At 72.2% G+C, this 22,185-nt stretch carries 21 protein-coding genes; 12 read left to right on the top strand and 9 right to left on the bottom strand.

Translation table 11 applies throughout. The annotated features are described in order from the left end of the window. Both ACWC0C_RS36785 and ACWC0C_RS36790 read right to left on the bottom strand, forming a co-directional pair. Positions 1-474, bottom strand: a 474-nt coding sequence (locus tag ACWC0C_RS36785) for an ATP-binding protein (RefSeq protein WP_450868629.1), incomplete at its 3' end; no start/stop codon positions are given. Positions 475-725: 251 nt separating this feature from the next. Beyond that, positions 726-1,049, bottom strand: coding sequence for a hypothetical protein (locus ACWC0C_RS36790; protein ID WP_450868631.1), 324 nt, complete (start codon positions 1,047-1,049; stop codon positions 726-728). A 471-nt stretch (positions 1,050-1,520) separates the two neighbouring features. On the opposite strand from ACWC0C_RS36790, the gene ACWC0C_RS36795 reads away from it, so the two are divergent. The 8 genes from ACWC0C_RS36795 to ACWC0C_RS36830 all read left to right on the top strand — a co-directional run bounded on the left by ACWC0C_RS36795 (position 1,521) and on the right by ACWC0C_RS36830 (position 9,018). After that, positions 1,521-2,645, top strand: coding sequence for a PLP-dependent cysteine synthase family protein (locus ACWC0C_RS36795; protein ID WP_449199706.1), 1,125 nt, complete (start codon positions 1,521-1,523; stop codon positions 2,643-2,645). Positions 2,646-2,880: 235 nt separating this feature from the next. After that, complete coding sequence (locus ACWC0C_RS36800; RefSeq protein WP_450868633.1) at positions 2,881-4,086, top strand: ATP-binding protein; 1,206 nt, start codon at positions 2,881-2,883, stop codon at positions 4,084-4,086. Beyond that, positions 4,083-4,484: a roadblock/LC7 domain-containing protein gene (locus ACWC0C_RS36805; RefSeq protein WP_449199708.1), complete on the top strand. Its 402-nt coding sequence runs from the start codon at positions 4,083-4,085 to the stop codon at positions 4,482-4,484. The genes ACWC0C_RS36800 and ACWC0C_RS36805 overlap by 4 nt, the downstream gene beginning before the upstream one ends. Then, a complete protein-coding gene (locus ACWC0C_RS36810; RefSeq protein ID WP_449199709.1) occupies positions 4,481-4,855 on the top strand; it encodes a DUF742 domain-containing protein in 375 nt (124 codons plus the stop codon). Before ACWC0C_RS36805 ends, ACWC0C_RS36810 begins: the two co-directional genes overlap by 4 nt. Continuing rightward, entirely contained in the window at positions 4,830-5,432 is a 603-nt protein-coding gene (locus ACWC0C_RS36815; protein WP_449199710.1) for a GTP-binding protein, read from the top strand. The genes ACWC0C_RS36810 and ACWC0C_RS36815 overlap by 26 nt, the downstream gene beginning before the upstream one ends. Before the next feature lie 104 nt (positions 5,433-5,536). Next, the gene (locus ACWC0C_RS36820; RefSeq protein WP_449199734.1) at positions 5,537-6,841 is read left to right on the top strand and encodes a cytochrome P450; all 1,305 of its coding nucleotides are present in this window, start codon (positions 5,537-5,539) and stop codon (positions 6,839-6,841) included. Positions 6,842-6,967: 126 nt separating this feature from the next. Beyond that, the gene (locus tag ACWC0C_RS36825) at positions 6,968-8,230 is read left to right on the top strand and encodes a cytochrome P450 (RefSeq protein ID WP_450868635.1); all 1,263 of its coding nucleotides are present in this window, start codon (positions 6,968-6,970) and stop codon (positions 8,228-8,230) included. Further along, the gene (locus ACWC0C_RS36830; protein WP_449199712.1) at positions 8,227-9,018 is read left to right on the top strand and encodes an enoyl-CoA hydratase/isomerase family protein; all 792 of its coding nucleotides are present in this window, start codon (positions 8,227-8,229) and stop codon (positions 9,016-9,018) included. The genes ACWC0C_RS36825 and ACWC0C_RS36830 overlap by 4 nt, the downstream gene beginning before the upstream one ends. Here ACWC0C_RS36830 and ACWC0C_RS36835 read toward each other — a convergent pair whose 3' ends face one another. Next, positions 9,019-9,492 (bottom strand): SRPBCC family protein, encoded by a 474-nt coding sequence (locus ACWC0C_RS36835; RefSeq protein ID WP_450868636.1) that lies wholly within the window; start codon positions 9,490-9,492, stop codon positions 9,019-9,021. Between the two features lie 80 nt (positions 9,493-9,572). Continuing rightward, on the bottom strand, positions 9,573-10,406 hold the full coding sequence (locus ACWC0C_RS36840) for a DeoR/GlpR family DNA-binding transcription regulator (protein WP_450868638.1): 834 nt from the start codon (positions 10,404-10,406) through the stop codon (positions 9,573-9,575). A 302-nt stretch (positions 10,407-10,708) separates the two neighbouring features. Here ACWC0C_RS36840 and ACWC0C_RS36845 point away from each other — a divergent pair, with 302 nt between their 5' ends. Beyond that, positions 10,709-13,081, top strand: coding sequence for a hypothetical protein (locus tag ACWC0C_RS36845; RefSeq protein WP_450868639.1), 2,373 nt, complete (start codon positions 10,709-10,711; stop codon positions 13,079-13,081). Here the strand turns inward: ACWC0C_RS36845 and ACWC0C_RS36850 are convergent, their stop codons facing one another. The 4 genes from ACWC0C_RS36850 to ACWC0C_RS36865 all read right to left on the bottom strand — a co-directional run bounded on the left by ACWC0C_RS36850 (position 13,082) and on the right by ACWC0C_RS36865 (position 17,846). Beyond that, complete coding sequence (locus ACWC0C_RS36850; protein ID WP_449199716.1) at positions 13,082-15,520, bottom strand: right-handed parallel beta-helix repeat-containing protein; 2,439 nt, start codon at positions 15,518-15,520, stop codon at positions 13,082-13,084. A 230-nt stretch (positions 15,521-15,750) separates the two neighbouring features. After that, positions 15,751-16,356, bottom strand: a complete 606-nt coding sequence (locus tag ACWC0C_RS36855) for an Rv1733c family protein (RefSeq protein ID WP_450868641.1) — start codon at positions 16,354-16,356, stop codon at positions 15,751-15,753. A gap of 184 nt (positions 16,357-16,540) precedes the next feature. After that, entirely contained in the window at positions 16,541-17,365 is an 825-nt protein-coding gene (locus tag ACWC0C_RS36860) for an MOSC domain-containing protein (protein WP_450868643.1), read from the bottom strand. Between the two features lie 43 nt (positions 17,366-17,408). Continuing rightward, complete coding sequence (locus ACWC0C_RS36865) at positions 17,409-17,846, bottom strand: DUF6643 family protein (RefSeq protein WP_449199719.1); 438 nt, start codon at positions 17,844-17,846, stop codon at positions 17,409-17,411. Between the two features lie 286 nt (positions 17,847-18,132). Here ACWC0C_RS36865 and ACWC0C_RS36870 point away from each other — a divergent pair, with 286 nt between their 5' ends. Further along, on the top strand, positions 18,133-19,482 hold the full coding sequence (locus tag ACWC0C_RS36870; protein WP_450868644.1) for a TerD family protein: 1,350 nt from the start codon (positions 18,133-18,135) through the stop codon (positions 19,480-19,482). 6 nt (positions 19,483-19,488) lie between these two features. Here ACWC0C_RS36870 and ACWC0C_RS36875 read toward each other — a convergent pair whose 3' ends face one another. Then, positions 19,489-20,682, bottom strand: coding sequence for a glycosyltransferase (locus ACWC0C_RS36875; RefSeq protein ID WP_450868706.1), 1,194 nt, complete (start codon positions 20,680-20,682; stop codon positions 19,489-19,491). Positions 20,683-20,721: 39 nt separating this feature from the next. Between ACWC0C_RS36875 and ACWC0C_RS36880 the strand changes: the two genes are divergently transcribed. Beyond that, positions 20,722-21,507: a glutamate racemase gene (locus tag ACWC0C_RS36880; RefSeq protein ID WP_450868646.1), complete on the top strand. Its 786-nt coding sequence runs from the start codon at positions 20,722-20,724 to the stop codon at positions 21,505-21,507. Between the two features lie 107 nt (positions 21,508-21,614). Next, on the top strand, positions 21,615-22,160 hold the full coding sequence (locus ACWC0C_RS36885) for a hypothetical protein (RefSeq protein ID WP_450868648.1): 546 nt from the start codon (positions 21,615-21,617) through the stop codon (positions 22,158-22,160). Positions 22,161-22,185: the final 25 nt, after the last annotated feature.

Here is a 22,185-nt window from a genome sequence, read left to right on the forward strand (position 1 = left end):
CCACGCCAGACTGTCCGCCGACCGAGTGTCTTCCGTGCCCCCGCCCCCTCCGAGGAGTCGGCCATGCCCGCGTCCGCCCGGCAACGTTGTCACGCCGTTCTCGCCGTCCGGCCGGGCACCCCAGCTCTCGCTCACCGCCGCCACCATCGCCAGCCCCCGCCCGCAGGTGGCCAGCGGACCGCCGTCCGGCAGGTTCGCGACGTCGGCCGGAACCGGAAGCCGCGGGTCGTTGTCGCGCACCGACACCGTGAGCCGGTCCGGCGCCAGCTCCAGCTCGACCGTGCACGACTTGTCGGGCCTGGCGTGCCGGTGCACGTTGCTCAGCAGCTCCGTCACACCGAGCGCGGCCCGGTCTATCAACGGGTCCATATGCCAGTAGCGCAACTGCGCAGATACGATTCTGCGGACCTGGCCGATCCGCGACGGCAGGGCTTGGAGCTCCACCGTGCAGTGCCTGCTTGGGTGACTGATCACGGCTGCGACTCCCCGATGTAGAGGTCCGGAAGGACCGGAAGAACACGGAGAACAACGGATCCAGCAGGGTGCTTGCGTCCAAACGGCCGCCTGCTGTCATGGCCGGCGGGCTGGTTCGCAGCGTTATCGCCGGTAAACCCAGAGTGACGTACGACCAGCGTGACGCAGCGGATGCGCTCCCGCAACTCGCCGCGACGGACCGCTGCTCAGCGTAATACGACCGGCGTCTTCTCGGCCGGCGGCAGCGGAGGTCAGCCGCCGCGCCCCGCGGCCCGGCGCACCGCTTCGATGAACCGCCGTGCGGCGGGCGGACCCGGCTCGCCCGGAGCGGGGTCGCGCTCGCCCAGAGTCAGCAGGTACCGCTTGCCGTTGAGGTCGGCGAGCGCCTTGTCGTCGGGCCCGAACCACGGCCGGGACGCGCGCACCGCCTGCACCGGAGCGCTGTCGATCTCGCTGCCGTAGCTGTTGAGCAACTCCAGCCTGCCGTCGTTGATCCGGACCTGCCCGGCCCGGGTGAGCGAACGCAGCCGCTTGCCGATCCGCACGCCCATGGCCGTGAACTCCGGCTCCGCCATCCTTCGCCGCCCCCTTGCGCCTCTGCTTCCGCGATCCAGTGTGCGCCCCGTCAGGGCCTGTCCGACGATTCCCTCCCCCAGCCTTCGGCCGGGGGACGCCCTCAGCCCCGCGACGCCTGACACGCACCCCCAGAGGGGGTGCCCCCAGCCGCGTTGCCGAATCGCCCGGGCGGGGCCCGCCCTCCGGGCGCACGACGGGAGCCGTCGGACAGGCCCGGGGGACGATCGTCCCGTCGCGTGCAGTCTGCCCCGATGCGGCCGGGAGCACCAGTGCGCGCGGGGCGCGTACCCGAGCCGCCCGGAGCACTCCCGCCAAATGCGCCCCCGGATGCCTCCTGCGGCCGTGCCCCAGGCCTGCTTTGGATGGCTCAAAGATGCGTTTATGCAGGTGGGAAGCGGTGTGAAAGATGCCTATGCTCGAAGTGCCGACCGTGCGAGGCGTCGTCGGCGCCCAGCGTAAGGAGCACCGCCGTGAGCACCACCCACCAGGCCCGGACCGGCGCCACCCTCGACGTCGACCGCAGCGACGCCGCCTACCGCGACTGGCTGAAAGAGGCCGTACGCAAGGTCCAGGCCGACGCCAACCGATCGGCGGACACGCATCTGCTGCGCTTCCCGCTCCCCGAGCACTGGGGCATCGACCTCTACCTGAAGGACGAGTCGACCCACCCCACGGGCAGTCTCAAGCACCGCCTCGCCCGCTCCCTCTTCCTCTACGGCCTCTGCAATGGCTGGATCCGCCCCGGCCGCCCGGTCATCGAGGCCTCCAGCGGCTCCACCGCCGTCTCCGAGGCCTACTTCGCCAAGCTGATCGGCGTGCCCTTCATCGCGGTCATGCCGCGTACGACCAGCGCCGAGAAGTGCCGTCTGATCGAGTTCCACGGCGGCCGATGTCACTTCGTGGACGACTCCCGGAAGATGTACGAGGAGTCCGCACGCCTCGCGGTGGAGACCGGCGGCCACTACATGGACCAGTTCACCTACGCCGAGCGGGCCACCGACTGGCGCGGCAACAACAACATCGCCGAATCGATCTTCCGCCAGCTGGAGTTGGAGCGGTTCCCGGAGCCCGCGTGGATCGTCGCGACGGCGGGCACCGGCGGCACCTCCGCGACCCTCGCACGCTATGTCCACTACATGCAGTACGACACCCGTATATGCGTAGCCGATCCGGACAACTCCTGCTTCTTCGAGGGCTGGACCACCGGCGATCCGGACGTCACCTGCGACTGCGGCTCGCGCATCGAGGGCATCGGCCGGCCGCGCATGGAGCCGAGCTTCGTGCCCGGCGCGATCGACCGGATGATGAAGGTCCCGGACGCGGCCAGCGTCGCCGCCGTACGCGCCCTGGAGCGGGCCATCGGCCGTAAGGCGGGCGGCTCCACGGGCACCGGACTGTGGAGCGCGCTGAAGATCGTCTCGGAGATGGTGGCCGAGGGCCGCCGGGGCAGCGTCGTCACCCTGCTGTGCGACCCGGGCGACCGCTACCTCGACAAGTACTACTCCGACGCCTGGCTCGCGGAGCAGGGCCTGGACATCACGCCGTACACGACGGCGATCGAGACCCTGCTGACCACCGGGGTGTGGCCGCACTGAGCCGGTTCCCGACGTGTCGGCGGCCGGTGCCCGACGGGCAGGTGGCGAGACTGTGTGGGTTTGGTGACGTCTCAATTGAGGTTCTGGGCAAGCCGGTTGTGCCTGTGTGACTGATAAGATCATCCCACTTTTCGGTGGGCTGACGGCGTGTCATAAGCGCGTATACGGGGGGACAGTCTCGAAGGCACCATCGCGCTCGCACGTTCCAGGCGCGATGCGACTTGAAGAGAGTCTCATGACGTCATTGACCCAGGATCCACTGCTGTGGATCTTGCTGGTGGTGCTCATCGCTGCGGTCGTCGCAGTGATGCGGGCCCGGAGAACCAACATGGCGCTCCGGCGAACGAGGAAGGACCTGGAGACAGGACTGGGGGAGGCTCGGGGCGAAGTCGGTCGGCTCCACGCGCACATCGCGGCGCTGACCACCCACCATCACGGTGAGCTCGCGGACGTACGGGCGGACGCGGAGGCGGCGACCAAGGCGGTGCTGAAGTCCGCGATGGGCACGCTCCAGTCGCTCGCCGAGGAGCAGCAGGTGCTCCTGGACAGCCTGCTGAGGAAGTACGGCGACACCACGGAGGTCCTGGCCGACCTGATGACGGTCGACCACACCGGCAGCCAGTTCGGCCGCCGCGCCAAGGGCATCTCCGTGCTGTGCGGCGGATGGCTGGGCAGGCGTGACGGCGCCGCCACGGTCTACGACGTCGCCCGCAGCGCCCAGGGCAGGATCAAGGACTTCGACCGGGTGAGCGTCCACTCGCAGGTCAATGTGTCCCTCGTCGGCAAGGCGGTCGAGCCGGTGGCGGTCGTACTGGCCGAGCTGCTGGACAACGCGACGAACTACAGCGCGCCCGGAACCCCGGTCGAGGTCAACATCCAGACCGTGCCGGCCGGTGTCTGCTTCATCGTGGACGACGCCGGACTGGGCATGGACCAGGAGACCAAGGACCGCGCGGCGGCCCTGCTGACCGTGGACGGTCCCGTCGACATCACCGGTCTCGGTGATCCGCCGCGGTTCGGCTTCGCCGTGTGCGGCATGCTCGCCGCCCGCTACGGCTTCGCCGTCTCCGTCGGCTCCGTGTCCCCCTACGGCGGAGTACGTGCAGTGATTCGTGTGCCCGAGGCTCTCCTCGCAGCCAACACCCCTTCCCCCGCGGCCGACGCCCAGGACACCGCGGGCCCCGAGGCGGCCCCCCAGCGACTGGCGCCCGTCCCGGTCGTGGGCCCTTCGCACGTGGTGGGAACGACCTCGGGAGGTCTGCCCAAACGCCGGCGGCGCAGCGGATCCGTCACGGTGGTCCCGGCCCTCGACACCACCGCCGGCCAGGAGGGGGCGCCCCAGCCGGCCAGCGAGGTGACGGCGTCGCGGATCGGGGCGTTTGCGCGTGGAACTCAGCTCGGGCGCACCACGAAGACCACGGAAGGATCTGACGACCAGTGAAGATCGACCTGTCCTGGGTGCTGAACGACGTACTCGAGGTACGCGGAGCCCGGCACGCGATCCTCGTCTCGGGTGACGGCCTGCTGCTGCAGCGCTCGGACGACATCGCACGGGACGATGCCGAGACGAACGCCGCCGCCATGAGCTCGATGCAGTCGCTGAGCCGCGCCGTCGCGGGGTTCGTGGGGGCGGGACACGGCATCTGGAAGCAGACGCTGCTGGAGTACGACGGCGGCTGGATCTTCCTGATCGCCGCCGGCCAGGGTTCCTATCTCGCCGTCTCGGCCGCGCTGGACGTGGACATGGAGGCCATGTCGTTCCGCATGCAGAAGACGGTGTCCGGCCTGAGCAAGGCGATGAGCGTGGCGCCGCGTTCGGACAACGGCGTGAACGCATGACCACGCCCGGCGAGGAAGCCTCCGTCACCAGCGAGTTCGTCCGCTCCTACGTCATCACCGGCGGCCGCAGCCTGCCGGCCTCCGACGATCTGGCGCTGCACACCCTGGTCACCCTGGCTCCCGAGCGGACCCCTCCGCTGGGCGCCGGACCCGAGGTGATGGCGATCTGGCGGCTGTGCGCGGGCGGCTACCTGTCGGTCGCCGAAGTGGCCGGGCACGTGGGACTGCCGGTGGGGGTGGCCCGGCTGCTGCTGACCGATTTATTCGAGCAGGGACACCTCCTGCGCCGCGCCGAGCCGCCCCGGGCTCAGAACGTTGACAGAGCGACCCTCGAGAAGGTTCTGAATGGACTCCAATCCCTCATCGGCTGAGACGGCCCCTGGATCCATCTACGTCTCCAGCGCGGTGACCAACGCTGCCAAGATCCTGGTCGTCGGGCATTTCGCCGTGGGCAAGACGACCTTCATCGGCTCGCTGTCGGAGATCACCCCGCTGCGCACCGAGGAGAAGATGACGCAGGCGTCCCTCCACGTGGACGACCTCAGAGGCGTCGCGGGCAAGACCACCACCACCGTGGCCCTGGACTTCGGCCGTCTGACGCTCAGCGACGACCTCGTGCTGTATCTGTTCGGCACTCCCGGACAGCAGCGTTTCATGCAGCTGTGGGAGGACATGGCCCGCGGCGCGCTCGGGGCCCTGCTCCTGGTCGACCCCGCCCGCCTGGAGGAGACCTTCCCCGTCATCGACCTCGTCGAGCGGTACGGCCTCGAGTACGCCATCGCGGTCAACGGCTTCCAGCCTGGCTCGGTGTACGAGGAGGCAGAGGTGCGCGAGGCCCTCGACCTGCTCCCGGACACGCCCGTCGTCTACTGCGACGCCCGCGACCGGCAGTCCTCCGCCCACGCGCTGATCGAGCTCGTGCGTCACCTGCTCACCCGAGCCGCCTGACCGCCCATCCGCCCGGACCATCCCCGGACCACCGGCCCGGAGCCAGCAGAAGGAACCCCATGGACCGCCAGTCAGCCCCCACCCCCGCCGGGGCCGGATGCCCCATGTACGACGCCGCGTTCGCCGCCGACCCCCACCAGGTCTACGACCGGTTGCGCGCCCAGGGCCCGGCCGGACCGGTCGAACTCGCCCCCGGCATCGACGCCACCCTGGTCGTCGGGCACGAGACGGCCCTTCGCGTGCTGCAGAACTCCACGCTCTTCGCCCGCGACGCCCGCCGCTGGAAGGCCCTGGGCGAAGGGCAGATCCCGCTGGACCACCCGGTGCTGCCGATGATGGCGTACCGGCCCAACTGCCTGTTCACCGACGGCGCCGTGCACCTCAGGCTGCGCAAGGCCGTCACGGACAGCCTCGCCCGGCTCAACATCACCCGAATCCGCCGCGACGTCGAGCCCATCGCCGACTACCTCATCGACCAGTTCAGCGAGCGAGGCCGCGCCGACCTCCTCAACGACTACGCCAAACTCCTGCCGCTGCTGCTGTTCAACAAGCTCTTCGGCTGCCCGGCGGACATCGGTGACACCCTCACCAGCTCCATGTCGGCGATCTTCGACGGCAAGGACGCCCTGCGCGCCAACGAGGAGCTCACCGGCTGTCTCATGGAGCTGATCGCGCTCAAGCGCCGCCGGCCCGGCGACGACGTCACCTCCTGGCTGATCCAGCACCCCGCCGGGCTGACCGACGAGGAGCTCAAGGACCAGCTGGTCATGCTGATGGGCGCCGGCGTGGAACCCGAGCGCAACCTGATCGGCAACGCCCTGCTCCTGCTGCTCTCACCCGACACGAGCGGACGCGACTCCGGCCTGCTGATCGAGGAGGCGATCGATCACGTGCTGTGGAACCAGACACCGATCGCCAATTACGCCACCCACTACCCTGTCCAGGACGTGGACCTCGGGGGAGTGGTGGCCGAGGCGGGCACGCCGGTCGTCATCAGCTTCGCCGCGGCCAACACCGATCCCGCACTGACCGAGGCCCGCCGCATGCACAGCAAGGGCGCCCACCTGGCCTGGGGGGCCGGTCCGCACGCGTGCCCGGCCAAGGACCCGGCGCAGGTCATCGCCGTCACCGCGATCGAGAAGCTCCTCAACGCCCTGCCCGACCTGATGCTGGCCGTGCACGAGAAGGAGCTGGAATGGCGGCCGGGCCCCTTCCACCGGGCGCTGGTCGCGCTGCCCGTGGCCTTCAGCCCGGCGCCGGCCACCCATGTCGCCTCCGCGCTGCAGGGCCGTGGCGTCACCGCCGCGGTGGAGCAGCCGCTCCCCACGGCACCGGTCGCCGCCGCCCGCCAGGAGCCGGCCAGGAAGAAGGGTTTCTGGAGCACCTTCCTGGACATCTTCCGGGTCTGATGTGTCGCATGTGGCGGTTTGGTGGGGGGCATGTGACGGGAGCAACACTGTCGGGTGCATGACGAAGGAGAGGGGAAGGGTAGGTTCCGGCGGTAACGGTAGCGCCCAGCCATAAAGGAGCTTCGCGTGACCGCCGTTGGCGTCATACGCGGTACGACCACCGACCGCCGAGCCGTCATCCCCCTCCTTCGTCGTCTCCGTTCCGACGAGGGACAGGCCGATCCCCTCCCCGTCTGGGACGAACTGCGCGCACTGGGCGAGGTGGTGCCCGCTCCCTGGGGCGGCTACTTCGTGACCGGATTCGATCTCTGCAGCCAGATCCTGCGCGGCAGGGACTGGCTCGTACCGGACTTCGCCTGGCAGGAACGCCGGTCCGGCATGACACGCTGGCAGGACCCGGCGACCCGGGAGATGACGCGGACGCTCTCGCGCCTCAACCCGCCCGAGCACACCTTCCGGCGCCGTGCTCTGGGCGGTCTCTTCGACCGCGACGCCCTCGAGACGATGCGGCCCCGGATCGCCGGCCACGTCACCCGGCTCCTGGACGCCCTCGACTTACAGCTGCGCACCCACGGCGAGGCCGACTTCGTCTCCACGGTCGGCGACCAGCTGCCCATCCACACCATCGGCCACTGGCTCGCCATCCCGGCCGAGCACTACCCGCACATCCTGGACTTCACCCACCGCCAGGTCCACGCCCAGGAACTGGTTCCCACCAAGCGCGAACTGGCCGTCTCGGCCCAGGCCACCCTGGAGATGAGGGCCTTCTTCACCGGCCTCGTCGCGGACCGGCGCACCCACCCCGGCAACGATGTCCTCTCGGGCTGGATCCGCTACTGGGACGCCCAGTACCCCGACGACCGCGCGGCGGCGGACCAGATGCTGTACGACCTGACGATGTTCATCACCATCGCCTCCCTCGAGACCACCGCGACCCTGCTGACCAACGCCGTGTGGTTTCTGACCCGGGACCCGGCCCGCGCCGACTGGCTGCGCCGGCACCCCGAACACGTCGACGACGCGATCGACGAGGCGCTGCGCTACGACCCCCCGATCCACCTCAACTCGCGCTTCGCCGCCGCCGACACCGTCCTCGCCGGCGTGCCCATCCCCAAGGACACCACCGTCCACGTCCTCTACGGCGCCGCCAACCACGACCCGCGCCGCAACCCGGACCCCCATGTCTTCGACATCCGCCGCAAGGGCGGCCACCTCACCTTCGGTGGCGGCGCCCACTACTGCCTCGGCACGGCCCTGGCCCGGCTGGAGGCCCGCCTGCTGCTCACCCAGCTGCTGGAACGATTCCCCGCCCTGCGGCCGACCGCAGGCCCGACATATGCGAACCGGATGGTCTTCCGGCGCATCACCTCCCTGAAAGTGACGACATGACCGCCCGCCCCCTCCAGACCCTCCCGACCGGCGTCGTACGGCGGACCCTGCGGACCCACCGGGAGGGCCCCGTCCTCACCATCGAGCTGAACAGCCCCGAGGAGGGCAACGCGGTCACCGACGCCCTGCTGGACGACCTCCTCGCGATCCTCCAGGACCAGGACCCGGCGGTCCGGGTGATCGTGCTCGCCGGGAGCGGCGACGACTTCTGCCTCGGCGGGGACCGCGGCGAGTCCGCCCGGCATCTCGCCCACGACCCCACGGGCAGCGGTATCCGTATGTCGGGGACCAAGGCACGGCGCGTCTGCGACGCCCTGACCACGAACCCGGCCGTCACCATCGCCCGCGTCCACGGCAAGGCCATCGGCGCGGGCTTCGCCCTGGCCCTCGCCTGCGATCTGCGGGTCGGATCCGAGGACGCGACCTTCCGGCTCCCCGAACTCGCCCTCGGGCTGCCCACCGCGTGGGGCGGCCTCCTGCCTCGCCTGATCAGCGAGGTCGGCGCAGCCCGCGTGCGCGAAATCGTCCTCACCGGCCGGGCCATCACCGCGGCGGAGGCCCAGTCCCTGTCCATCCTGCAGCGGGTCGTCCCGGCCCACGAGCTGGACGCGGCCGTCGCCGAGTGGGCCAAGCCCATCGTCCGCCGCCCGGCGGCGGCGCTGCGCGTCACCAAGACCCTGCTCAACTCGCTGTCCTCGGCCTCCCGCCTGGCCGACGTCTCCGCACTGGACGCGGAACTGATGGCAGCGGTCGTGACCGAGGCACACCATTCCCGCCGTACCGGCTGATCAGGCCCTCGCCAGGTGCCGGTCCAGGGACGTCACCGCGTCCCGGAAGGCGCGCCCCAGGCCCGCCCGGGCCAGCCTGAACACCAGGCGGAACGGCGCCGTCCCGTCGGCGGCGAAGGTCCACTGCACACGCGTGCCCGTGCCACGGGGAGTGAGGCGCCACTCCTCGACCAGGGCACGGGCGCCCGGCGCGTTGGTGGCGTCGACGCGGTAGGCGTACACCTCGGGCTCCTTCGCCACGAGCACCGTCTCCACGAGCCGTGTCCCGCCGCGGAGCCGGATCTCACGCCCGGCGCCGCCGTCGGTGGCCCGGGCGAGCGCCACCGCCGGGAACCACTGCGCCCAGCCGGGCAGGTCCTCGGCGAGCGCGTGGAAGACCTGCCCGGGGGAGGCGGAGACCTCCCGCGCGAAGACCAGACGTACGGGCGCGGCCCCGACGAAGCCGATATCCACCGGACGCAGACGACGAGCCATGGACATAACCCCCTTATGCCACTCCCGCAGGGCGGTCGACCGGGCAGAGCCGGCCGGGGGTCACCATAGCTGACGGTCCCTCAGATGTCTGTGCCGTCCTCCGCCGTCGGCTCGCCCGCCACGACCACCCGCAGGTGCTCGGAGATCTCCTCGCGCGCCTCGGTGGGCAGGCCCGCATCGGTCACCAGCGTGTCCACCTGCTCCAGCGTGGCGAAGGAACTCAGGCCCACCGTGCCCCACTTGGTGTGGTCGGCGACCACCACGACCCGGCGCGCCGAATGCACCAGCCGCCGGTTCGTCTCCGCCTCCGCGAGGTTCGGCGTGGACAGACCGGCCTCGACCGATATGCCGTGCACACCGAGGAACAGCAGATCGAAGTGGAGGGCGGCGATCGCCTGGTCGGCCACTGGCCCCACCAGCGAGTCCGAGGGGGTGCGCACCCCGCCGGTCAGCACCACCGTGGCCGCGCCCTGCCGCTGACCCGAGGTGCGCTGCGCCGCGTGGAAGACGTCGGCGACCCGCACCGAGTTCGTCACGACGGTCAGGTCGGGCACCTCCAGCAGGTGCTGCGCGAGCGCGTACGTCGTCGTACCGCCGGACAGGGCGATCGCCGTGCCCGGGGTGACCAGCTTCGCGGCGGCCCGCGCGATGTCCTCCTTGGCCGTCAGCTCCAGACCCGACTTCGCCTCGAAGCCCGGCTCATGCGTGCTGGCCTCGACCACGGGCACCGCGCCGCCGTGCACCTTCTCCAGCACGCCCTGGCGGGCGAGGGCGTCCAGGTCACGGCGCACGGTCATGTCCGACACGCCGAGCCTGCGGGTCAGTTCGTTCACCCGCACGCCACCCCGGCGCCGGACCTCGTCCAGGATCAGGGCGCGGCGCTGCTCCGCGAGGAGGTTCTGATTCTCACTCACGTACGCTCCGGTCCTTTCGCCGCCATCCGTCCGACACGCCCGCCGCACCGCCTCCGACCAGGATGTTCCACCGGTCCGGAAATGCGCGGGCGTTCCATCCTTTCACGGGTGGGTACGGGTTGCGCCACCACCTGTCACGACGCGCACATGCCACGCGCGCCACATCGGTCCCGGCCGCTGTCACCGCTGTCACCCGGATCGGGGAGATTCCGGCACGAGCGGTGCACGCGGCCCCCCGCACCGGAGATCCTGAAGCCCGCATCGGCACAGGCCTTCGGGGGCGTCACGGGGGTGCGAGAACAGTGGACCAAGGGCGTACACGGCCGCAGAGCGGCCCGTCGGACGGTCCCGCCGCACCCGCGGCCGAGCGGGCGATCGCGTTCGCCGGATCCGCCCGCCCCGAGGCCGAGCTGGAGTTGCTGGTGCACGGGGTGGGCGGGACCACGCCCGAGAAGATGCTGGGTGACCCGCGTACCGTCCGGATCACCGGCGACGACACCGCCGCCGTCTTCCGGCGCGCCGCGGACGCGCGGGCCGGGGAGGGGACCCGGGACGAGCCGGTCCAGGAGGCGTACGTCTGGTGCAACCTCACCTCCGGGGACAGCAGCCGCGCCCTGTGGCTGTTGCTGCTGCCGTTCATGGTGGTCAACCTCGCCCACTGGATGCGCCCCGCCGCGGCCGGCCGGCACCGCACCGTCCGCCTGTACGGGCTCCTCGTCCGGCTGGCCGCCCTCACCCTGACCGTGCTGCTGGTGGCCGCCGCCTGCGAGGTGGCCCTGGACCTGGTGGCCTGGCAGTGCGCCGGCCTCCAGCCCTGCGCCGACCGTCACCCGTGGCTGACCTTCCTCGTACCCCAGGCGTCCCCGGCCCCCGGCGCACACGGCGCCTGGTGGAGCCTGCCCGGCCGCCGGCTGGCCCTCGCCGCACTGGTGCCGATCGCGCTGACGGTCCTGCTCTGGTACCTCTCGCGCCGCACCTGGAGCGCGTACGAGTCCCACCGGCCCATGTCCCACGAACCCGAACCGGACACCGACGGCAGCGCACTGGCCCTGCCCGGCTTCTGGTACGGCCGCCGCCTCGTGGCCCGGCTGCGCGCCGCGCACACCGCCGCGGCCCTGCTGACCGTCGCCGCGGCCGTCGCGACCCCGGCCGCCTGCTTCGACCACCGGCCCGGCGGCCCCGCCGCACTGGACACCCTGAGCAGGCTGCTCACCGCGGCCCTGCTGAGCTGCGCGGCGGCGGTGCTGGGCGTCGTCTGCCGCCGGGGCCGCAGCGAGAACCACCTCGACGAGCGCCTCGACCGGCACCTCGTACGACTCCTGCCGCTCGGCGCGCTCGCCCTGCTGCTGCTCACCATGGTCTACGCCGGCTGGGCCCGCCCCGGCTGGCGTTCCACCGGGCGGCTGCCGGGCGACCCGGCCTTCGGCGGCCTCATGCTGGCCCAGGGACTGCTGGTCGTCGCCCTCGCCCTGGTGGCCGGGTACCTGTACCGCCGCGGCCCCGATCCGCGCGCCGGCATGCGCGGCCTCGGCGGACCTGCCGTCGTGCTGCTCGCCTGCGCGCTGGGCGGTGTGATGTCCGGCGGGGTCGCGCAGCGCGTCGCCGACTGGCTGGACGGCACCCGCGCCCTGCTGCCCGGGCCGCCGGTCCTGCTGACCTGGCAGGCGTCCACGATCCCGCCCGTCCTCGCGGTCCTGCTGCTCCTCGCCGCGCGGCTCGGCCTCGGCACCGCCCGCCTGGCCTGCGCCGAACGCGGCCTCATCCGCGACGAGCACCCCGGCGAACCCGAGGACCCGGGCCGTACCCGCGCCATCGCCCATGCCCGCGCGACGGCCACGCTCACCGACCGGGCACCCCTCGTCGTCGCGGTGCTCGCCGCCACCACCCTGGTGCTCGGCGGCGCGGCGCTGGCCGGTGCGCTGGCCACCGGGAAGACACCCGAGGGGGCCGCCCGCCCCGCCCACGACGTCGTACAGGCCGTCGCCGAGACCGCGCAGACGCTGGGCTCCTGGCTGGTCGGCCTGGGCTTCGTGCTCTTCGTGACCTGGGGCAGGCGCGCCTACAAGGACGCCTCGGCGCGGCGCACGATCGGCATCCTCTGGGACGTCGGCACCTTCTGGCCGCGCGCCGCGCACCCCTTCGCACCGCCGTGCTATGCCGAGCGGGCGGTGCCGGACCTGACCTGGCGCATGGCCACCTGGACCCACCGCACCGGGGGCCGCCTGGTCCTCTCCGGCCACTCCCAGGGCAGCGTGCTCGCCGCGGCCGCCGCCTGGCAGCTGCCCCCGTCCGTCCGCGGCCGGATCGCGCTGCTGACCTACGGCTCCCCGCTGGAGCGCCTGTACGGCCGCTGGTTCCCGGCCCACTTCGGACCGCCCGCGCTCGCCGCCCTGCACCGCGATGTCGCCTGCTGGGGCAACCTCTACCGCCGCACCGACCCCATCGGCGGCCCCGTCCGCGTCCCCGACGACACCACCCCCGAGGTCGACCACACCCCCCTGCGGGACCCGCTCGCCTACGGCCGCACGCCCGCGCACCCCCTGCCGGCACCCATCCTCGGCCACTCCGACTACCAGGCGGACCCGGCCTTCGCCCACGAACGAGCCCGCCTGCTCGGCCGCTTGCGCCCGCCCCTGCCCGGCCCACGCCCCGAAGCGGACCGTCCGCGTGGATGATCAGGGCAGCTGCGGCAGGTCCTGCGCGAACAGCAGGGTCAGGTCGTCGGTGCTGGGGTCCTGGAGCTGTGCGACACGGCTCGCGTGCCGTTCCACCATCGCCTCGAAGGTCTGCCGGGCGGTGCGGCCGTTGCCGAACGCCGGGCCCTTCGGGATGGCCGTGAAGTACTTCAGCAGCGCCTCGCAGGCGCCCGGCGCCAGCCGGTACTCGTGCTCGTCGGCCTGCTGTTCCACGATCCGCAGCAGTTCGTCGGGGCCGTAGTCGCCGAAGGTGATCGTGCGTGAGAAGCGGGACGCGACACCGGGATTGACCGACAGGAAGCGCTCCATCTCCGCCGTGTAGCCGGCGACGATCACCACCACCGCGTCCCGGTGGTCCTCCATCAGCTTCACCAGCGTGTCGATGGCCTCCTTGCCGAAGTCACGCCCGGCGTCCTGCGGGGACAGCGCATACGCCTCGTCGATGAACAGCACACCGCCGCGGGCCTTCTCGAACGCCTCCTGGGTGCGGATCGCCGTGGAACCGATGTGCTCGCCGACCAGATCGACCCGGGACACCTCCACCAGGTGTCCCTTCTCCAGCACGCCGAGCGAGGCGAGGATCTCGCCGTAGAGCCGGGCGACCGTCGTCTTTCCGGTGCCGGGGGAGCCGGTGAAGACCAGATGCCGCTTGACCGAGGCCGCCTTCAGACCCGCCTGCTGCCGGCGCCGGCCGACCTCGATCATGTCGGTCAGCGCCCGCACCTCCCGCTTGACGCTCTCCAGGCCCACCAGCGCGTCCAGCTCCCCGAGCACGTCCTTCGACGTCCGCACCGGGTCCTTCGGCTCGGCGGCGGCGATCAACGGCTCCTGCTCGGCGCTGCGCTGCCCGGGGATCGAGCCGAGCAGACCGGGGGAGTGCGTCATCGTCTGTACGGCGGTCTCGCGGACCGCGGGCGGCCGCATACCGCCGCTCTCGTCGCTGGTGCAGTCCTCCACGACCGGGCCCGTCCCGGACGCGGCGTCCGGGCCCGGCTCGGCGAACTCGTAACCACCGCGCGCACAGCGCTCCGTACGGCACTTGCGCAGCGTCGCACGGCAGCCGTCGATCACATGGAAGCCGTAGCCGCCGCTGCCGCTGACCCGGCAGTTCAGGAAGCTGCCGCGCCCGCCCGCGGAGACGTAGAAGCCGGCCTCGGCGGGGGAGTCGACCGTGCACCGCTCGATGGTCGGGTCGGCGCCCTTGGTGACGATGACGCCGGTCTGGGTGCCGTCCAGGGTGCAGTTGTTCAGCGTGCCGCCGCTGCCGTGGTCGCGGAACCACGCTCCGGTCGCCGCCTCCCGGATCCGGCAGTCGTCGAGCTGCGCGGTCGCCCCGTCGCTCACCGACACCGCCGTGTTGCGCACCTGCGACAGATCGCTGTCCACGACGTCCGCGCGCGAACCGCGGTCCAGCACGAACAGGGCGTCCGGCACGTCGTGCACCCGGCAGGAGTCGAGAACGGCCGTCGCGCCGTCGCTGACCCACACCGCCGGATAGTCGCCCGTGCTGTCGAAGATCTCGCACTGGTTGGCGTCCACCCGGGTCCCCGGATCCCACACCGACAGGCCGTTGCGCCCGAACTGACGGACCGTGGTCCGGGTCAGCGTGAGCACCGAGCGGGAGCGCAGGTCGACGGCGTTCTCGGGGATGTCGTGGATGCGGCAGTCGGCGAGCGTGAGCACGGCGTCCGTGTCCATCGTGACGCCGTCGGCGGTGGTGCGGTGCACATCGCAGTCGGTCAGATGCGCCGTCGCCCGCTGGGTCACCTGCACACCGGAGCCGCGGACCTCGTAGATCTCACAACCCACCGCCTCCAGCGCGGAGTTCTCGCCCGTCGCGGTCAGCCCGGTGCCGGAGGCGTGGTGCACACGGCAGCGCTCCAGACGCGGATGGGCACCGCCACGGACGGCCACGCCCGCCTGCCCGGCCGCGACGACCTCGCACTCCTCGAACACCCCGCTCCCGCCGTCGAGCACGGCGATGCCGATGCCGGCCGGGTTGTCGACGGTGCAGCGGCGCACGGTGGGACGGGCACCGCCGCGCACCTCGATGCCCGCGGCGGACCGGGTGACGATCCGTACGTCCAACAGCTCGGGTGTGCCCTCCTCGACCAGCAGTGCGGGTGCCGCCGCGTCCTGGCCCTCCACATGCAGGTCCTGCACCACGGCCGAGGCGCGCAGGGTGAGCGGCACACCGTCCACCGGCGCGATCCGCACCGAACCCGGGGAGCCCTCGGGGCCACGGAGCGTCACCGCCCGCTGGATGACGAGGTTTTCCCGGTAGGTGCCCGGGGCGATGGTGAGGACGTCGCCGTCGGTGGCGGCCTCCAGGGCGGCGGCGAGCGAGGCGTACTCGCCCGTGCGGCGCCGCCACCGCGACGTACCGGTGTGCGTCACCTGGACCGTGCCCTGTGCCATGGCGTTGCTGTGCCCCCACCTCGTCGTACTGTGGCTCGCTCCCGCAGGGGCCCGGTCGCCGGTGCCGGGACCGCGACCGTGCTCAGCCCCTGGGCTGGTGTGCGTTCGCGCTCCCGAAAACCTGTGTGTGCCCCTGCGGTTCGCTCACCCGCGGGTTGTCGCCGAAGGCGCTTCGGCCGGTCCACCGTAGCGTGTGCGTGCACGGTGGGTTGACCAGAGCCGGAAGGCGCTCAGCTGCCGGTGCCCGCCTTGCCCCAGTCCGGGCCCGCCCGGTCCCAGGCCTGTTCCCAGCGTGCGTACCGGCTGCGGACCATGCGCCACACGGTCAGCCACCGGGCGCCTTCGATCAGGCCGGTGGCCAGCAGGGCCGCGCCGATACCGGCGAGCACCGCGTGTGTCGTGGCGGTCGGAGAGTCCAGTGGGCGGGCCGTTATTCGGCCGTGCGGATCCGTCCAGAGCCTGAAGTGTTCCCCTGCGTGCGGGGACTTGAGGTCCGTCAGGGCCGGGCCGTGCTGGCGTGTGCCGTCCGGCGCGGTCCAGTGTGCGAGGACACGGCTGTGGGTGTGGCGCGCCGGCGTGGTGTCGGGGTCGGTCTCCGGCGGGACCTGACCCAGGTCGCGCAGCACCGTGGCCGTCACGAGGTGGCGTGTGCGGTGCTGTTCGCGCACGGACCGCTGCAGGGAGTGCTGGGCGGCGGCGCCGACCAGCCAGCCGGCCGCGGGCGCGGCCACGGCCATCAGCACCAGCGCCACGAGGGCCACCCACGCCTCGGCCAGATCGGTCGCGCGGCACAGCGGGTTGCGCCGCCAGCGCCACAGGCCACTGATAGCGCCCATCTCCCCACCCCCTTCCGCTCCGTCATAACCCCAGGGCCAGGCGCGCATCCGTGGCTCGGAGCAAGAGAGAGCGACATCACTTCCACCGCGGACGGTCCCGAACGCGGTTTCTCACGAATCCCTCATGCCCTCCCAACGACGGGGACCGGCTCCCGGTTCCTCCTCGGCGAGCCGTCGCCGGGGGCTAGTCCAGCACCCGGACGGGGTCCCCGATCCTGATCGTGCCGGGCGAGAGGGGCACCAGGTTCTGGCCGAAGATCAGTCTCGAGCCGACCTTGCGATGGCGCGCCAGGGTGCGCAGGGGCTCCCGGCCGCGTGCCGCGGTGTCCTGGTCGACGGTGGTGACGACACAGCGTCCGCTCGCCTTCGCGACGCGGAAGAGCACCTCGCCGACGGAGATCCGGGACCAGTGGTCCTCCGCCCAGGCCTCGGTGCCGGTGACGACGACGTTGGGCCGGAAGCGGTTCATCGGCAGCGGGCCCTCGTCGGCATGCGCGCCCTCTGCTATCAGGGAGTTCAGGGCGTCGAGGGAGGCCGTCGTGGTGATCAGCAGGGGATAGCCGTCGGCGAAGCTCACCGTCTCGCCGGGCAGCGCGTACTCGGGATCGACCGGGCGGCGGGTGGCCGGATCGTCCAGGTGGACCAGGCGGACCTCCGCCCGCAGATAGGCGCTGCACCAGGCGTGCGCGGCCGCCGCGGCCGGGACCGCCTCGACCTTGGTGCCGAAGACGTTCACCGGCACGGTGCCGACCGGGTCGGGCACGGACACCGTCAGCGGTGCGAGGCCGGGTGCGGACAGCCGGATGCCGCCGCCGGCCTCGGGCTCGGCGGCGGCCAGCGCGAGGCGCGGCTGCTCACGCTGTGTGACGACCTTTCCCCCGTCGTCGATCAGTGTCCAGCGTCGGTCTCCGGCCAGGCCCCAGGGCTCCACCACAGCTTCCTGGGGCGCGTGACCCCGGAACGCCTTGACCGGATGGATGCGGATCGACTGCACTTCGGCGCTTCCCATGCCGCCATCCTGCCAGCAGGCGGCGACAGCGGTGGGGCGCCGGTCAGTAGCCGCGGTACTGCTGGTTGTTGTACGGGTCCTGGTAGGGAGCCGGCGCGGGCCGGGGCGCGGCCGGGCGCATGGCTTCGTATCCCGTGCCCGTCCCCATCGGGCGTTGCTGCTGCGGGGCCTGCGGCCCGGGGTAACCCCGCGGGGCGCTCGCCTGCTGCGGGATGTACGCCGTGGGCGCCTGCTGCAGCGGCGCGGGCTGCTGCATCTGCGGGTAGCCGTAGGCGGGGACCTGAGGGGAGGGAGCCGCCGGGAGGGCGGGCAGTGCCGACGGCAGGGCGGGCAGGCTGCTGCCCGTGTCGTAGGCGGCGGGGACCCGGATCGGGGCGATCTGCGGGGTACCCCGCTCGGCCACGAGCGAGTCGTAGATCGGGGTGTCCGGGAAGGAGGCGGAGTAGTAGCCGCCACCATAAGTGGAGCGGGGGGAGGTCATGGCACATAAGTTAAGCCCACGATGTGCTCGTTGGGGAGACCGATAAGAGGGTTGTTTTCTGTGCCCGCAGTGACGGGGGATCCCCAATCCGAGCGAACTCGGCAAAAAAGGACGCCGGCCGGCGTTTTAATCGTGTAAAGGGCGAGTTCCTGCGGGGTTACCGGCAGTTGACCGGCGATCTTGCCGTGCCGGTCGTGGGAGTTCGCCGTACCCCGGAATAGGTTGTGCGGGTAGGGATGACCTGGACGACCGAGGGTGCCCGGAGCCGATACGGATGGGGGCGGACATGACAATGCCGAAGGGGTCGAACACGCCGGTGCCGACGACGGCCCTGCGCGTCGAGCTGGGCTGGCGCTCGGGCCCCGGCGTGCCCGACGCGGACGCCTCCGCGCTGCTGCTCGCCACCGGAAAGGTCCGTTCCGACGGTGACTTCGTCTTCTACAACCAGCCCGCCCACCCCTCCGGCGCGGTGCGCCACGAGGGCAAGAAGTCGGCCGGCGCAGACGTCACCGACACCCTTTCCGTCGACCTCGCGCGCGTGGAGGGCGTGATCGAGCGGATCGTCCTCGCCGCCTCCGCCGACGGCGGGACCTTCGGGCAGGTTCCCGGCCTCTACATCGAGGTGACCGACGCCGTGAGCGGCCAGGCGGTCGCCCGCTTCGACAGCCCCGGCGCGACCGTGGAGACGGCTTTTGTGCTCGGCGAGTTCTACCGCCGCCAGGGCGGCTGGAAGTTCCGCGCCGTCGGCCAGGGCTACAGCAGCGGACTGGAGGGTCTGGCAACGGACTTCGGCATCACTGTGGACGAGCCCCAGCATGCTGCGCCTCAGCGCCGCCCGCCCGTCCCGCCGCCCCCCGCGGCGGCCCCCGTCACACCGCCCCCGCCCCCGCGCCCCGCCACGGCCTCCGCCACACCGCCCCCGCCTCCCGCCACGGCCCCCGCCACACCGCCCGTGACCATGCCGGCCCCGCCCGTGACCCCTCCGGCGCCTCGGCCCGTCCGCCTGTCCAAGGTCACCCTCACGAAGGCGGCGCCTTCCGTCTCGCTCGCCAAGCAGGGCGGCACCTCCGGAGCGATGCGGGTGAACCTCAACTGGCAGATGCGGAAAGAGCCTTCCGGCCGGGGCGGCCGGGGCGCCCGGTGGGGACTCGGACAGGGGGACCTGGACCTCGACCTGTGCGCCCTGTACGAGCTCGCCGACGGCCGCAAGGGGGTCGTCCAGGCCCTCGGCAACGCCTTCGGCTCGCTGCACCGGCCGCCGTACATCCACCTCGACGGCGACGACCGCACCGGTGCCGTGGCGAGCGGTGAGAACCTCACCGTCAACCTCGACCACAAGCAGGACTTCCGGCGCATCCTCGTCTTCGTGACCATCTACGAAGGCGCCAGATCCTTCGCCGACCTGCACGCCACCGTCACCCTCCAGCCGCAGCACGGCGCCCCGATCGACTTCTCGCTCGACGAGTGCACCGTCCCCTCCACCGTGTGCGCGCTCGCCCTGATCACCAACACGGGCGGCGACCTCCTCGTGCAGCGCGAGGCGCGGTATCTGGTGCCGGAGCGCGGGGTGAGCCCGCAGCGGACCATAGACCGCGCCTACGGCTGGGGCATGAACTGGACGCCCGGCCGCAAGTGACCGGGCTCAGCCCTCGTCGGGCACGGCGCCGGGACGCGCGTACGTGCGGCCCTTCCAGGCGGCCCCGCGTCCCCGGTAGTGCTGCACGGCCGAGTCGACGGTCATCAGGAGGTACAGGAGCGCGGTGAACGGCAGCAGCGGGGCGAGCCACAGCGGCTGCCGGTAGTAGCGGAGCATCGGCACGTAGGTCCCCGCCATCACCGCCCACGCCAGAGCCCCGACGACCGCCGTCGCCGTATCGCCGCCCGCGGCTCCCGCGACCACCGCGGCGGGCGGCGCCAGGTACACCAGCGCGAGTCCGGCGACCGTACCGAGGAGCAGCAGCGGGTTGTGCCGCAACTGGGCGTAGGCGCTGCGCGAGACCATCCGCCACAGGTCGTGCAGCCGCGGATACGGCCGCACGCTGTCCACCCGGTCGGCCAGCCCCAACCAGACGTGCCCGCCGGCGTCCTTCACCGCGCGCGCGAGCGCCACGTCGTCGATGACGGCGTGCCGGATGGCGTCCGGGGTGCGCGCCCTCTCCGCCATCCCCGCGCGCAGCAGGACACAGCCGCCCGCCGCCGCGGCCGTGCGCGAGCCCTTCCGGCCGATCCGGCGGAAGGGATACAGCTGCGCGAAGAAGTACACGAACGCCGGGACCACAAGCCGCTCCCACACGCTCTCCACCCGCAGCCGCGCCATCTGCGACACGACGTCGAAGCCCCCGGCACGGGCCGCCGCCACCAGGGCGCACAGGCTGTCCGGCGCGTGTGCGATGTCCGCGTCCGTCAGCAGCAGAAACTCGGGGTCACGCGCGCGTGCCAGGCCGATACCGTGCCGCACCGCCCACAGCTTGCCCGTCCAGCCCGCCGGCGGCTCGCCCGGCGAGCCCACGGTCAGCGGCAGCCCGCCGTACCGCCGGGACAGCTCGCGGGCCAGCTCCCCGGTGCCGTCGGTGCTGCCGTCGTCCACCAGGAAGACCTCGGCCCGGCCCGGATAGTCCTGCGCCAGCAGCGACGGCAGGCTCGCGGACAGCACGGCGGCCTCGTCACGAGCCGGTACGACCACACAGACGGAGGGCCATGCGTCCGGTTCCCGCAGTGGAGGCAACCGGACGTCCGTGCGCCAGAAGAACCCCTGGCACAGCAGCAGCCAGCACCAGGCGGCCAGCGATCCGACGGTGATCCACAGCAGGGCGCTCACGCCCGCAGTCTGCCCCACCGGACCGGCCCGCAAGGCCCGATCGTCTATCGTGGCCGGGTGAAGATCGCGCTCATGGACTCCGGAATCGGCCTGCTCCCCGCCGCCGCGGCGGTACGGCGGCTGCGGCCCGACGCGGATCTCGTGCTCTCGTGGGACCCGGACGGGATGCCCTGGGGGCCCCGCACCCCGGACGACATCACCGAGCGCGCCCTCGCCGTGGCCGAGGCCGCCGCCGCCCATGAGCCCGACGTCCTGATCGTCGCCTGCAACACCGCCTCCGTGCACTCCCTGCCGCAGCTGCGGGCCCGTTTCGAGCCGGACCTGCCGATCATCGGTACGGTCCCGGCGATCAAGCCGGCCGCGGCGGGCGGCGGCCATGTCGCGATCTGGGCGACCCCCGCCACCACCGGAAGCGCCTACCAGCGGAATCTGATCGAGCGGTTCGGCGCTGGTGCGGCCGTCACGGAGGTGCCCTGCCCGGGCCTCGCGGACGCGGTGCACCACGCGGACGAGAATGCGATCGGCGCCGCGATCGCCGCGGCCGCCGCCCGCACCCCCGAGGACGTGACCACCATCGTCCAGGGCTGCACCAACTACGAGCTGGTCGGCGAGCGCATCCGGGCGGCCACTCAGCGGCCCGGCCGTCCGCCGCTCATGCTGCACGGCTCCGCCGGGGCGGTGGCCGCACAGGCCCTGCGCAGGATCGGAGCGGAGCCGGACCCGGCCGCCGTCGCCGACACCACCCTCACGGTGCTGCTCAGCGGGCGCGAGGCCGCGCTCCCGGATACGGCACTGTCGTACACGGAAGGCCGTTTCCTCCAGGCGGTCAGCCCCGTCCGCTGAACGGCCCGGCGACGACGGACCGTGCACAGGGCCCCGGTGGTCCACCCGGCTCAGTCACCCTCCGCAACGCCCTACCCGCGCAGCGAAACCTGAGTAACCTCATAAATATGAGGGACCACCCCCACCCCGACGACGGCCCCCATCCCGAGATCTGGACCGGGCGCGCCACGAACCGCATCCAGTGGCTGCTGGCGCTGGTCGGCGCGGCCTGCATGGCGCTCGGTATCGAGCTGGCCGTGGACTCGGCGTGGACGTCCGGCATCGCCCCGCTGGTGATGTCCGTCGTGGGCTGCATCGCCGCCGGTCTGCTGGTCCTCTTCGGCACGCTCGCCTTCGTGCACGTCGACCTCAAACTCGACAAGGAGTGCCTCGAGGTGCGCTGCGGCCACATAGGGCTGCCGCGCCGCCGCATCCCGCTCTCCCATGTGGCCGGTGCCGACTTCACCGCCCTGGTCACGCCCCGGCACTGGGGCGGCTGGGGCTACCGCTGGCGGCCCGAGAAGGGCACCGCCGTCGTCGTACGCCGGGGCGAGGGCATCGTGCTGCGCCTGTGGGACGGCCACACCTTCACGATCACCGTGGACAACGCGGAGTCGGCGGTACGGGTCATCAGGGACCGGCTGCGGACGATCACACCGGGTTCGTCCCGCTGAGACCGCGCGCCGCCGGTCGGCGTAG

The sequence above is a fragment of the Streptomyces sp. NPDC001709 genome, from assembly GCF_053596375.1.